The organism is Pseudomonadota bacterium (assembly GCA_026390555.1).
Lineage (GTDB): Bacteria > Bdellovibrionota_C > UBA2361 > UBA2361 > OMII01 > OMII01.
In genome coordinates this window covers 1-13075 of sequence record JAPLFS010000074.1, presented here as the reverse complement: position 1 = coordinate 13075, position 13075 = coordinate 1, and the positions used below count along the sequence as shown (strand labels likewise).

The window sequence follows — 13075 nt, the reverse complement described above, 5'->3', positions numbered from 1 at the left end:
GGGCAAAGCACTTTGAGATCGACACATGATAAGCAGATTAAACGGTGAAGTAATTGAGGTTAATGGTGATTCCATAGTAATCGACGTTGCAGGGGTCGGGTATGAGGTGGCCTGCACCTCGCTAACCCTATCTCGCATAACGATCGGCTCCCGGACCGTTATCAGTATTTACACCGATGTCCGAGAGGACGCCATTCGGCTTTTTGGGTTCGATACTCAAGCTGAGCGTCAGATGTTCCTGCTCCTTAACCGCGTATCCGGCATTGGCCCGCGATCCTCCTTAGACGTGCTTTCTAACGTGGCTATTCGAGATTTATTGCGAGCAATCGGTTCCGGAGATGTACGCGCACTTATGGCTATTAAGGGGGTAGGGAAGAAGAAGGCCGAGCGCATCGTAGTTGAGCTTAGAGACCTGGTGGCGAATATGGCGGGCGAGCGCTCCTCTGCACTAAGGGCCATGGTAAGCGTTGAGGGTAACGCAGAGGCGACTATTCCGAGTATCTCAGGAGATGCTGTCGCGGCACTTGAGGTGCTTGGGTTTGCTCGCAGGGACGCCGAGGCTGCGGTTTCTCAGGCTAGCCGGAGCTCTCAGGACTTAACTGTAGTTGGGGATCTGGTACGGGAGGCACTGCGCCATGTTTAGAGCGCCATGTTTAGCGCGGCATGTTTATAGCGCCCTGTTAGTTAGCGTAACCTGCTAAAATACAAGCATAAAAACCTTTTGAATAGGTTAAACTAGGCTCTCGCAAGCCATCCTCAAAGTGTACTATCATATATAGTCATATTTAGAGATAAGGGAGCTGCATGTCGGTCACCGTAAAAAGAGGGGATGAGGGGGATGACTTTGACGATAGCGTTGAGATCTGGGGTGCTCCCGCAGACTCAAGCAGCGTGGAGGGGCCGCTAGCGCGTTCACGCGATGAGTCTCTAGCGCGTTCACGCGACGAGTCCCTGGCGCGTTCACGCGCAGATGACGACGAGCTCCTGGTTACTTCGCTACGCCCGAGCCGTTTCGATGAATACATAGGTCAGGAGCACGTACGGAATAATCTTCAGATCTCCTGCAACGCTTCTAAGCGCAGAGGTGAGGCGCTCGATCACGTTCTTCTGCATGGGCCACCTGGGCTCGGTAAGACCTCCCTTGCTAGGATCCTTGCTGGAGAGCTTGGGGTGGGATTCAAGAGCACCTCGGGACCGGCGATAGAGCGACCGGGCGATTTGGCTGCGATCCTTACGTCGCTTGGCGAGCGCGATGTATTCTTTATCGACGAGATCCACCGACTTTCACGTGTTATTGAGGAGGTGCTTTATCCTGCGATGGAGGACTTTGAGCTCGATATCGTAATCGGACAGGGCCCAGCGGCACGCTCAATCAAGATCCCCTTAAAGCCATTTACCTTAGTCGGCGCAACGACCCGCTCTGGAATGCTGACCTCACCGCTGCGAGATCGTTTCGGGATAGTTCATCGGCTTGATCTTTATTCTGTTGGAGAGCTAAGTCAGATCGTATCCCGCTCGGCTGGAATATTGGAGATCGAATGTGATACAGAGGCTACCCTAGAGATAGCTGCGCGTGCCCGTGGAACTCCGAGAGTTGCAAATCGACTCCTTAAACGGGTGCGAGACTACGCGCAGGAGTGTGCTGAAGGGGTAGTTACTAAGCAGGTTGCTGAGCAGGCGCTCGGCTTGCTTGAGATCGACTCAGTTGGCCTTGATCGCACCGATCGAGCGCTACTCTCGATAATCATAGATAAATTTGCGGGTGGCCCTGTTGGCATTGATACGATCGCTGCGGCTATGGGCGAGGATAGCGAGACCATAGAGGATGTATTCGAGCCGTATCTGTTGCAAGAGGGCTTTCTTGCTCGAACAAAGCGTGGACGAGAAGCGACCGACCGAGCCTATAGGCATCTCGGTAAGGAGCTGCCGCAGCGCGTTAATCAAGGGTCTCTGTTTAGTGGTAATGCTAGTGGTGATTTTAGCAAGGATTAGTCTGTGAGGTTGTTTCTCGGTATTGTAATCGGGGTATTTAGCCTCTCAACGTCATTTCTTTCAGTGAGCTGGAGCTCATGGGAAAAGGAGAGCGTTACTATACGTGCGTCCGGTCTTGAGGGGGCGGTCGTTGAGTGTCTCAATTCAGCTATGCAGGCGCATGTAAGATTTGAAGCCCAGTTGTGCCGTCGTCGTGTGGGATGGATTGATCGATGCGAGGCAGCGCGCTCTGAGTTGCATACCATAAAGTACGATGGAATTACGGAGAGCTATAGGGTTGTCTCTGATCGCTTTGGCGATAGCCTTGATGCTATGGCTGTTGGTATTCCGGCTCGCGCTGAGGCGATCAGGGCGGAGCTTTCTTTTGAGAACCTCTCGCTGCGCTTCCTTGGGCGAGAGCAGGAGGAGCTGATTAAGCACCCTGCTGCCTACATCTCAGCTAGAACAATATTTCGTTGCAAGGGCGGCTCAAACCGAACCCTTGCGCATCTTTCCCAGTTTTTAACCCTTGGCCTAGTGAACGTGGTTGAATCAACATCTGAGTGGTTTGAGTTCTCTCTTCATCCTGGTAAAGAGGGCGTACAGATTAAAGCGCAGGAATCAACGCCATGAGGTCTTTGACTACGCTCGTGTATAAGTTGCGCTGGGCGCTTCTGGTGAGTGCGGTCTTGCTGGCCTTGCTAGCGGTTTCAAAGATTATCGATTGGAGATCTGAAGAGGATTCCTTTGCAAGTAACATCCTCGTTTTCTTCTTAGTAAACCTCAACATCATGGCGCTGCTTGTCCTGATAGTGATGGTTGGGCGTAACGTCGTAAAGCTTATTTTTGAGCGACGCCGGGGTATCCTTGGAGCCAAGTTGCGCTCGCGGCTGATGGGTGCCTTTGTATTGATAGCGTGTATTCCGATGGTGCTCTCCTTTATCGTTGCGAGTGGTCTGATTAATGAAGCGATGGAGGGCTGGTTCAGCACTCAGATCGAATCTGCTGTGACGAGCTCTATGACCATAGCTCGTCAATATGTAAGTGGCGTAAAGGTTTCGGTTAAGGCGGCGGCCGAGCGGGTAAAGATCGATCTTGTTAATCGTGCTACCAATGCAGACTCTCTGTCTGGGTTGCGGGGTCATCTTGAAAACCTGCGCAACCTCAATGACCTATACGCCATCAAGATCTTATCAAAGAGCGGCGAGTCTCTACTCGAATCTGTGCATCCAGCTGCCGCAGTTGAATCATTTGCCGAACCCCCGCTTGATCAAGAGGCGTTGCGTAATGCGGCTAGGGGTGAGGATTCTCTGCGCATTGAAGAGCTGGGAGCGAGTCAGTTTGTCCGTTACTATACACAGCTACGAAGCCATATCATGGTGATCTCGTTCCGTATGGATCCTGATATCGTGCATGCGCAGGGGGTTGTGAACGATTCCTTTAATGAGTACGAGCAACTCAAGTCCTTCAAGCACCCCCTAAAATCAAACTTCTTTCTGACCCTTGGATTGTTCAATCTGACGACCCTTTTCGGTGCGATCTGGGTTGCGTTCTTTGTATCAAAGCAGATCACTGGACCGATTCAACGATTGGCGGAGGGAACGAGGAGCGTAGCGCGAGGAAACTACGATTTTGAGCTTAAGCCAACGCGTGATGATGAGATTGGATTTCTGGTTAATTCATTTAATCAGATGTTGCGAGATCTAAGATCTTCGCGTGACGAGGCCGAGCACCGCGGCGTGCTAATTGAAACGATCCTTGCAAATCTAGCGGTAGGAGTAGTCGCGCTAGATAATCAGAAACGGGTAACGACGGTTAATAGCGCAGCAGGAGCCCTTTTGCAGGTCGATCATATAAATTTCGTACCTGGAGCACCCCTATCGGAGCTACTGCGACCACAGGATCTGGCAAATATAGCACCTTTACTTAAAGCGTTGGCGCCTGATAATGGCAAGAGCTCAACCTCGATTGCAGAGGTTGAAACCCGCATTGAGAGTGGGGGTAGAGAGCTTATAGTCGTGGCTACAGCGGGTCGAATAATATCGGGAGAGGGCGCTCACTTGGGCTATGTTCTGTTGCTTGATGATGTAACTGAGCTGTCAAGGTCGCAGCATCTTGCGGCATGGCGTGACGTGGCGCGCCGTATCGCGCATGAGATTAAGAATCCACTCACCCCGCTCCAACTCTCCGCACAGCGACTTGAGAAGCTGATGAAGGGCAGTGAGCACGCAAGCTCTGTTGAGGAGTCCACGCGCTCAATCGTTGAGCATGTAGAGATTATTAAGCGCCTGGCCAATGAATTTTCAGAGTATGGACGAATGCCAACGGCGCAATTCATTCCAACTGATCTGACAACATTACTAACTAATACCGTCCAAAGTTTTACAGCAGAGCATCAGGATCTGACCTTTGGTTTGACAGTTGAGGAGAAGATTCCCGAGATGCTACTAGATCCGGAGCAGATTCGTGGGGTATTTAGAAATATCCTTAATAATGCGGTCGCTGCGATCCGTTCCTATAATGTTAGTAAAAGTGGAGAGGTGCTTGCAAAGCTTAATTTCGACCGCAAGACTATGCGTGCCGTGATTGAGTTTGCAGATAACGGCCCCGGTGTGCCGGCCTCGGATAAGAACAGGATCTTTGAGCCCTATTTTACCACTAAGAAGGGGGGTACAGGCCTTGGACTTGCAATTGTAAGCACCGTTATCTCAGATCATCAGGGAGAGGTGCGTGTGTTTGATAAACAGCCGCACGGTACGCGCATCGTTATAACCCTGCCGCAGTATCCGCAACACACGACTATCCGCAAGATAACGGGGATTTCACACGAGGTGTAGGCGCGCAAGCACTTAAGAGTCCAGCGCTTTTTCAGAATCTTTTTTTTCTATTTGGAGCTGATAGCAGTGCTAAGCTATACTTGGTGGATAGGGATTGAATGCCACATTCACCGTTTCGGCCGCCTAATGGACCGTTACCTGTTGTTCTATCCGTAACTTGAGTAGTTCCTGAAACTCGTACCTGCTTTGCGCTCGCGCAGTAAGTTTTTATGCGGATCTCGTTAAGCAGCAGGTAATTACACGCTCTTTATATCTTGGCGTGACAAGAACTAGATCTGACCTCTCGATTGAGTAATTGATCGTTACGGTTCGTCATATGCTGCTTGGTGACGCAAAATGATTCCTACCCAAACGTTAAGCCGTTTTATCCACTCAAAGAGAGGTCTCTATCCAGATAGTACTGGGGAGCTCTCAGACCTGCTTGTCTCGATCTCGCTTGGAGTAAAGCTAATTAGCCAGATGGTGGCTACGGCTGGCTTCAAAGGGTTGCACGGGTATACAGGTAAGATTAATTCGCACGGCGAGGAGACCCGGCTGCTTGATCAAGAGGCAGATGAGGTGTTGGTTGAACTGCTCGGATCCTCGCGCCACTTTGGGCTTCTTGTTTCAGAGGAGCGCGACACCGTTATCACGACACAGGCCTCGCACGATGAGGGGAAGTACGTTATTGCGTTTGATCCGATCGATGGCTCTTCGAATATCGGGTCGAACATTCCGACAGGAACGATCTTCTGTATCTTTAAAAAGAAGGATCTTTCCAGGCCCGCCTGCCACGACGATTTCTGTCAACCGGGAAGCCAGATCGTTGCGGCTGGTTATTCTGTATATGGAGCAAAGACCTCCTTTGTATATTCAACCGGTTCGGGGGTACATGGATTTACCTTAGACCCAGCGATCGGAGAGTTCGTTCTAACTGAGGAAGATATTAAGATTCCGAAACGGGGCGCGATCTATAGCGTTAATGAGGGCAACACCTATCTGTGGAGTCATGAGGTCAGGCAGTTCGTAGAGGAGATTAAACGATCAAATCAGGGATCTAAGACGCCATACTCCGGTCGCTATGTAGGCTCGCTTGTGGCGGACTTCGATCGCACCCTGCGCAAGGGTGGCATCTTTCTTTATCCGGTCGATGAGAAGCGCCCAAAGGGGCGGCTAAGATTACTCTACGAGTGTATGCCGCTCGCCTTTATTATGGAGCAAGCGGGGGGTGTGGCGATCGACGGGCCGCAGGAGATCTTAAGCATCACTCCGGGGGGTATTCATGATCGCTGTGCCTTTATCGCGGGGAGTGAGTATGAGCTCTCTTGGTATCGCCGTACGGTGCATGGGGATGGATCTCTCTAAATATCACATTATTTCCCGAGCATAATCTTGTCGCTGGTTAACTTAACGTCTCCTAATCGGGGACGCTCATCTTATTGGTAAATAGTTACAAGAAAGCTCTCGATTACCCCATTATCTCAGCAGCTTGCCACGCATGCTCAGTGTCCGCGTTCCTTTGCTATAAATCCGCATATCTCTGCTAAGCGCATAATATTATGGCGCAATTTCTCCTTTAAGCGCTGAGCTATCAAGGTCTAAGGTTTTTATGCCGATTTAGTTAATGGGGAATCTCATGAAGCAATGAAATACTTTGCTATGAAATTGCTACTAAAATTATTCAGCATACTGCTGCTAGTGTTAAGCTGGCAGCTGGTGCTCATTGCTGACGGCATGCCGGGGTCTGATGGGCGTGTGCCTGCGCTGACGGTTGCGGTAAAGAAGAACAAATTTTCGGTCTCCTCGGTGGCTTTTTCCAAGGGTGGCATGATCCCCATCCTAAACTCCTGCTCGACCAACGGGCAGAAGGGGACCGGCGAGGGGCTCTCACCCCCACTTAGCTGGAAAGCTATTCCCATAGGCACTACTCATGTTGCCATTCTCGCCCATAATGTGACCACTGACATGGTGCATTGGTTTGTGGTCGCCAGTAAACGGAGTCGGTACTTCAAGAAAGGCTTTCCTCAGGGCCTCCCCAAGGGTGCTCCCATGAACAGCGCCTCTTTTTATCAAAAGCTTAACGACCTGGGGGTCACGGGCTACAGTGGTCTCTGCCCGATGCTAGGAGAAATTCACCAACTCCGTTTTGAAGCGTACGCGATAAAAGGAGCCAGGATGGGCGGCTATCCCGAGACCGCTAAGGCTATTCGTAAATCAATACGGCAAAAGATCTTAGCCAAGGCGTCGTACGATGGGTATTTCCTCGGGGTCGAGGACTCGATCCAGCCGCCAACCCCAACCGACACACCAACTAACACTCTAACCGCTACTCCAACTCAAACAATAACACCAACTTCAACTCACACACCAACAATAACACCAACAAGCACTCCTACTGATACTTCTACGATAACACCCACGACGACTCCAACGAATACATCAACCAACACCCCAACCAGTACTCCGACCTATACGCCAGCTCTTACCCCAACTCACACACCAACAATAACGCCAACTAACACCTCAACCGCTACTCCAACTCAAACACCTACAAGCACCCTGACCAATACACCTATAAGCACCCCTACTGATACTCCAACGATAACACCTACGACGACTCCAACGAATACATTAACCAACACACCAACCAATACTTCGACTAATACGCCAACTATTACCTCAACTCACACATCAACAATAACACCAACAAGCACTCCTACTGATACTTCTACGATAACACCCACGACGACTCCAACGAATACATTAACCAACACACCAACCAGTACTCCGACCGATACGCCAACTATTACCCCAACTCACACACCAACAATAACGCCAACTGATACGCCGACCAATACTCCAACTAACACACCTACTAATACTCCAACAGATACACCAACAGACACACCTACCAACACACCAACAGATACTCCAATCAACACACCAACTAATACTCCAACAGACACGCCAACAGATACACCAACAGATACCCCAACTAATACTCCAACCAACACACCGACCGATACGCCAACTAACACCCCAACCAACACGCCAACAGACACGCCAACTGACACACCAACAGATACCCCAACTAATACTCCAACCAATACGCCAACAGACACTCCAACTAATACGCCAACAAACACACCAACTAATACGCCAATAAACACACCTACCAATACGCCAACAGATACACCAACTGACACACCAACTAATACTCCAACCGATACACCAACAGATACTCCAACTAACACCCCAACCAATACTCCAACAAATACACCAACTAACACTCCGACCAACACTCCAACTAATACGCCTACTAATACACCAACCGAGACACCTACCAACACACCAACCAGTACTTCGACCAATACGCCAACTATTACCCCAACTCATACACCAACAGTTACGCCAACAAGCACCCCTACTAATACTCCAACGAGAACACCTACGACGACTCCAACTAATACACCAACCGCTACACCTACCAATACGCCAACTAACACACCAACTCGAACTCCAACTAATACACCTACAAATACTCCAACTAATACCCCAACTCAGACTCCAACTAACACACCTACTGCAACCCCAACCTCAACTAATACACCAACCGCTACACCTACCAATACGCCAACTATTACCCCAACTCACACACCAACAGTTACGCCAACAAGCACCCCTACTAATACTCCAACGAGAACACCTACGATAACTCCAACGAGTACCTCAACCAACACTCCGACTAATACTCCAACTATTACCCCAACTCTCACACCAACTAACACGCCTACCACTACTCCAACTAGAACCCCAACTTCAACTAATACGCCAACTCCAACCCCAACGTACACATTTACGCCATCACCGACCTACACGCCCAGCTCTTACTATTTAACGGTTAATGTGGGTGCGGGCGGAACAGTAAACTATGGTAGCGGCTCCTATGCCACAGGAAGCACCATAACCATGAGCGCTTCACCATCCTTCGGGTACTCATTCAACGGATGGTCCGGGGAGTGCAGCGGAGTAGGAACCTGCACCGTTACCATGAGCCAGAGCAGAAGCGTCACGGCATCGTTTACGGGCTGGTACTTCACAGGTATTACTGCAGTCAATCCGGCCTCGGGGACCTCCTATATCTATGGAGGAATGGGGCCCTCAGGCAGCTACTCCTTTTACCCGTATTCAGGCTGGACAGGCGACATCTATGTGGGACACTGTCACTTTGACGGCGATGGCCTCGCAGACATCGTTACTGGCGCGGGCCCCGGTGGAGGCCCGCACGTGATTGTCTACAGTGCTGGTGCTGGTGGTTCTATAGTTACGAGAAAAAGCTTCTACGCAACAGATCCGTCTTATACTGGTGGAGTACAGGTAATCACCTGTTACGGAAATCAATGCCTGCGGGTGCGGTTTGGTAATGGTGTTGAGGCAGATGTCTGCCCATAGAATGATCGCAACTATTTACCACAGTGTAAGACGGATCTGTGGTTACGAGGATTAGATCTTGTTATCGGTCCCAAAGAAACACCCTTCTTGACGTTCCCTGATCGGGGGTGCGGGTCTCGGAGGCATCTATTTGGATCACGCGTGAATAGGATGGGTGCCACCAGCAAATGAACCCACACTTATCGGTGAGGAACAGTTTTTAAGGGTTAACCGGTATCGGAGCGGGAGCAGGTAACGGGAAGCGGTTCACGTTCCCGCGCAGGGGTTTTCCATCTAATGTACCCACAATTATCGGTGAGGAGCCGTTTATACTGGTGTGAATAGTTACAAGATAGCCGAACTTTGATAACTATAATAATCTCGTAACTGGTCACCGTAGTTTAATGTCGCGATTTAAGAGATCCGTTTTCTATGCAACTAGGTAGTTACCCATTCCCACGGAGAGCATTATGTGGCGCGGTGCTGCTCTATTCGATCCTGCAGATTACGTTTCTCGGGTTGGCGGCGATTGGTGGCAGCACAGAGGCGCGCGAGGCGCAGGTCGTTGAGACGATCCTACGAGAAGGGGAGTGGATACTGCCCCTTAGAAACGGAATCATTCCATCAAAGCCTCCGCTCTTTCACTGGGTTGCAGCGCTGCTCAGTATCTTGCTTGGCGGAGTAAGTGAGTTTAGCGTGCGGCTGCCCTCACATCTTTTTGCTGTGGGTGTGCTCGTCTGTTGCGCGCTGAGCGCCTATCGCCTTGCATGCTTAAGTCGTACGGCAGAGAGTGAGGTGCACTGTAAGCGGGTCGCACTGCTAGCAGCGGCGATACTCTCCCTGACCTATGGATTTCATCAACTGGCTAACCAGGCCATGGTTGATATGAGTTTTTCGTTCTGTGTCTGGGGAGCCATAGCGTCGTTACTGTGGAGTAATTCCAGGGATTGGGCCGCTGACTACGGAATTACCTGGCAAAATCGGGCCCTCTTTTGGGTCTTTTGTGCGGGGGGTGTTCTGGCTAGGGGGCCGCTCGGTATAGCGCTTCCGATCCTATTGGTCGGTGCAGTTGGTTTAAGGTTAACAGGGTGGCGAGTTGTTATTAGGGAGCTCTTGCGTCCAAGCCTTGGCTGGCTAGCATTCCTCGCACCGATCGCCTGGTACAGCGCCGCCTGCATGCGCGGTGGAGAGGGTTTTATTGAGAGGCAGCTTCTCTTTGAAAATGTGCAGCGCTTTATCGGAGGATCTCGGGTAAATACAAAGGGCTGGTTTTTCTATATTCCATCCCTATTAAGAACTACCTTTCCATGGGGAGCTCTGATGGTGTTGGGATTGTTTGCAGTTCAGCGGCGATTTAAGACCGTATCATATCCTTATACGGCTGCCAGATTTGCTACGGCTCCTTTCGTAGCGCTTTTAGCAGGGGTGATATTTTTCTCGCTCTCCTCAGGTAAACGCCATTCGTACATGCTGCCACTGCTACCCCTAGTAGCTATTCAGGTTGCACTTATTTTTTCGCAGTCTATGGAGCGGAGTGGCGCACGCCTGCCGCAACTGATTTGGAGCGGGGCGCGCCAGGCTGAGAGGGGGCTGATAGTAACAGTTCTCTTACTACTTATCGCAACCTGCGGCGCTTGGTACGGCGACTGGAGCTCGCATCCACTGGAGGATCTACTAAAATTCGAAGTTAAGAGCAGCGTCATGCGCCTTGCTGTAGTTATGACACTGGCAGCCACGAGCGCAGTTGTGCTTAGAAATAAAGCTCCACAGATGCGCTACGCTAGCGTTTGGATCTTGATGACGGTGATTCTCACTACGACTATCTCCTTTGGCTCCGTTGTAAAATCAAAGCTTAAGGGCTTTGAATCTATGGGGGAGAAAATTCGCCTTCTTGCTAATGAGCAGCAAACGATCTCCTTTATAAAGGACCAATATGATGAGTACTTTGATCCGATTCTGTTCTATCTGCACAAGCCGGTGACTATCCTTTCCGCCGCTACCGGTCTAGCTGCATGTGATCCAAGCGTAGTGTACGTTGCTAGGCGTGAGTGGTTCATTAACTTTATGCCGCACTTGCCGGGTGTGATAAGGGAGCTGGCGAGCTTGCAGGAGACCATGCATGCACTTAATCGTGATGGAGTTATGGAGGTGGTGGTATTTACCTGCAACGCCGCGGCACTTCAGAATGGGGTGATTGGAGCCGAGTGGCAGGAAGCGTCGTTGCGGCCCATATAATATAATATAGGGTGATTATAGACAGTTAAGATCTCTTAGGTAACGGGAGCAGAGGAAGGGGCCATAATAGCTAGGACACACAGTAGAAATATCTGATATAATTAGCTGCTATAGTAGTTTGACCCTATAAAATATATGAGCCTCTGGCAAAATTTGCAAAAATTTATTTCATTTGGCAACTCAGCCGAGCAGAAAGGCCAGCAGGGCGAGGTAAGGGGGAGCTGGCTGGATCAACTGAGCTTTGCGCCACGTACCGCGAGTGAGTTTCCAGTAGCTGTATTTAAATATATAGAAGCTTCGATTAACAGCCAGGGGCTCCAGAAAGGAGCGCAGGTGCGGGTGCACGGCAGGATAGATCCTGAGCTGCCACTTAGTCGTGGATACAGGATTGAAATTTTGCCAGATATTTCTGGTGTAAATATAAAAAACGCAATCGTCTCATATAATCCTGAAATTGCGGAGCAATTTAGAGTTCTTTATAAAAACGGTGCGGGCTTAAATATAGCACAGCCAATTTATCAACTCCGTTCTGAGATTGCGGTGGCACTGGTCGCGAAACTGCCGGTATATCAGGCTAAAAACGATAGTTGGAAGATGCATCGGGATCATGGTGGAATGCTGCTACCTGCAGAGATGCGGCGATATATAGACAAACTTTGTTGTGCTATCCCAAACTATTCCGCAGATGGGCTTAGCCCTTATAGCTCGAAGGTATGCATGCAAACATATCTAAACGCGATGCTAAGTACCACTGGATATAGGGATATATCTCAGGAGGATCGTGATGATTTTGAGAGAAAATTTGCAACGACTAGTGAGGATTTTCGTTTGGCCTTTGGTGCTGTAGAGCTAGAGAGATTTAACGCAAGACTAGGCTATGATGCCGAAAGCGGTCGCTACCCAGAGCCTGAAACATTTGGGCCTATCTTAAACTACCTATATGAGTTCCATAATATAAACGGGTATGAGCAAATCACGGAGGGAGATAGAATTGCAGGGCTACTAGAGCGTTCGAACGCTATTTCGCCTGTAACGGAGTTTAATAGTGGTATAGATATCTCAATAATGCAGGGTGAATACAGGAGTATATCCGATGTCCCGACGACCCTTAGGGTCTCTTATCTTCGCGATAATGAGGGGCTGGTAACTAATCAACGTAACGTCGTTGTTAAGTTGGGTGGTTTTGATAGTGGGGCCAGGGGCACTGTCTCTTTTCAGCGCGAACTTAACGTAGTCTTTAGACCTGAAGCACTTGAGCGACTGCTCAATGCTAAGAGCAGTGCAGAGATCGGCGGGCTACTTAGTGAGGTACAGAGAGAGATCTCGCGAGTTTTTCCGGTTCCTCACCGATAAGTGTGGGTACATTAGATGGAAAACCCCTGCGCGGGAACGTGAACCGCTTCCCGTTACCTGCTCCCGCTCCGATACCGGTTAACCCTTAAAAACCAGCTTTGACAGCATGGCCGCCAAATGGAGGTGGAGGCGAGGCGCAACTGGTTGACAATATCGCTGTTTCCGTTCAGGAGGAGGCGAATAACACTAATAACCTATTCAGTAATTCAACCGACTTTTGATAGACTTCGAGCTTTTCATGACAAAACATATCTTCTATTAATCGGTTC

The 13075-nt window shown here is 49.9% G+C and carries 11 protein-coding genes; 8 read left to right on the top strand and 3 right to left on the bottom strand.

Translation table 11 applies throughout. The annotated features are described in order from the left end of the window. Nucleotides 1-25 precede the first annotated feature (25 nt). From ruvA to fbp, 5 genes are all read left to right on the top strand, one after another. Nucleotides 26-643 carry a Holliday junction branch migration protein RuvA gene (ruvA, locus tag NTV65_10255; GenBank protein ID MCX6115576.1) on the top strand — a complete coding sequence of 206 codons (618 nt, stop codon included), beginning with the start codon at nucleotides 26-28 and terminating at the stop codon, nucleotides 641-643. 161 nt (nucleotides 644-804) lie between these two features. Beyond that, nucleotides 805-1992, top strand: coding sequence for a Holliday junction branch migration DNA helicase RuvB (ruvB, locus tag NTV65_10250; protein MCX6115575.1), 1188 nt, complete (start codon nucleotides 805-807; stop codon nucleotides 1990-1992). Nucleotides 1993-1995: 3 nt separating this feature from the next. Further along, on the top strand, nucleotides 1996-2604 hold the full coding sequence (locus NTV65_10245; GenBank protein MCX6115574.1) for a DUF4390 domain-containing protein: 609 nt from the start codon (nucleotides 1996-1998) through the stop codon (nucleotides 2602-2604). Then, nucleotides 2601-4808, top strand: a complete 2208-nt coding sequence (locus NTV65_10240) for an ATP-binding protein (GenBank protein MCX6115573.1) — start codon at nucleotides 2601-2603, stop codon at nucleotides 4806-4808. Before NTV65_10245 ends, NTV65_10240 begins: the two co-directional genes overlap by 4 nt. Before the next feature lie 336 nt (nucleotides 4809-5144). Further along, nucleotides 5145-6152, top strand: coding sequence for a class 1 fructose-bisphosphatase (gene fbp / locus NTV65_10235; GenBank protein MCX6115572.1), 1008 nt, complete (start codon nucleotides 5145-5147; stop codon nucleotides 6150-6152). Nucleotides 6153-7603: 1451 nt separating this feature from the next. On the opposite strand, the gene NTV65_10230 is transcribed toward fbp, so the two are convergent. The 3 genes from NTV65_10230 to NTV65_10220 all read right to left on the bottom strand — a co-directional run bounded on the left by NTV65_10230 (nucleotide 7604) and on the right by NTV65_10220 (nucleotide 8887). Further along, nucleotides 7604-8158 (bottom strand): hypothetical protein, encoded by a 555-nt coding sequence (locus NTV65_10230; GenBank protein ID MCX6115571.1) that lies wholly within the window; start codon nucleotides 8156-8158, stop codon nucleotides 7604-7606. Nucleotides 8159-8437: 279 nt separating this feature from the next. After that, nucleotides 8438-8641 carry a hypothetical protein gene (locus NTV65_10225; GenBank protein MCX6115570.1) on the bottom strand — a complete coding sequence of 68 codons (204 nt, stop codon included), beginning with the start codon at nucleotides 8639-8641 and terminating at the stop codon, nucleotides 8438-8440. A gap of 90 nt (nucleotides 8642-8731) precedes the next feature. Next, the gene (locus NTV65_10220) at nucleotides 8732-8887 is read right to left on the bottom strand and encodes a hypothetical protein (GenBank protein MCX6115569.1); all 156 of its coding nucleotides are present in this window, start codon (nucleotides 8885-8887) and stop codon (nucleotides 8732-8734) included. A gap of 44 nt (nucleotides 8888-8931) precedes the next feature. On the opposite strand from NTV65_10220, the gene NTV65_10215 reads away from it, so the two are divergent. From NTV65_10215 to NTV65_10205, 3 genes are all read left to right on the top strand, one after another. Continuing rightward, a complete protein-coding gene (locus NTV65_10215) occupies nucleotides 8932-9078 on the top strand; it encodes a hypothetical protein (GenBank protein MCX6115568.1) in 147 nt (48 codons plus the stop codon). Nucleotides 9079-9650: 572 nt separating this feature from the next. Continuing rightward, the gene (locus NTV65_10210) at nucleotides 9651-11453 is read left to right on the top strand and encodes a hypothetical protein (GenBank protein MCX6115567.1); all 1803 of its coding nucleotides are present in this window, start codon (nucleotides 9651-9653) and stop codon (nucleotides 11451-11453) included. A 135-nt stretch (nucleotides 11454-11588) separates the two neighbouring features. Further along, a complete protein-coding gene (locus NTV65_10205) occupies nucleotides 11589-12806 on the top strand; it encodes a hypothetical protein (protein ID MCX6115566.1) in 1218 nt (405 codons plus the stop codon). Nucleotides 12807-13075: the final 269 nt, after the last annotated feature.

Excerpts from the sequence above, each read along its gene's own strand:
- NTV65_10210 (MCX6115567.1), top strand. The coding sequence starts at position 9,651 with ATGCAACTAGGTAGTTACCCATTCCCACGGAGAGCATTATGTGGCGCG.
- ruvB (MCX6115575.1), top strand. The coding sequence starts at position 805 with ATGTCGGTCACCGTAAAAAGAGGGGATGAGGGGGATGACTTTGACGAT.
- NTV65_10240 (MCX6115573.1), top strand. The coding sequence starts at position 2,601 with ATGAGGTCTTTGACTACGCTCGTGTATAAGTTGCGCTGGGCGCTTCTG.
- NTV65_10205 (MCX6115566.1), top strand. The coding sequence starts at position 11,589 with ATGAGCCTCTGGCAAAATTTGCAAAAATTTATTTCATTTGGCAACTCA.
- fbp (MCX6115572.1), top strand. The coding sequence starts at position 5,145 with ATGATTCCTACCCAAACGTTAAGCCGTTTTATCCACTCAAAGAGAGGT.
- NTV65_10215 (MCX6115568.1), top strand. The coding sequence starts at position 8,932 with ATGGAGGAATGGGGCCCTCAGGCAGCTACTCCTTTTACCCGTATTCAG.
- ruvA (MCX6115576.1), top strand. The coding sequence starts at position 26 with ATGATAAGCAGATTAAACGGTGAAGTAATTGAGGTTAATGGTGATTCC.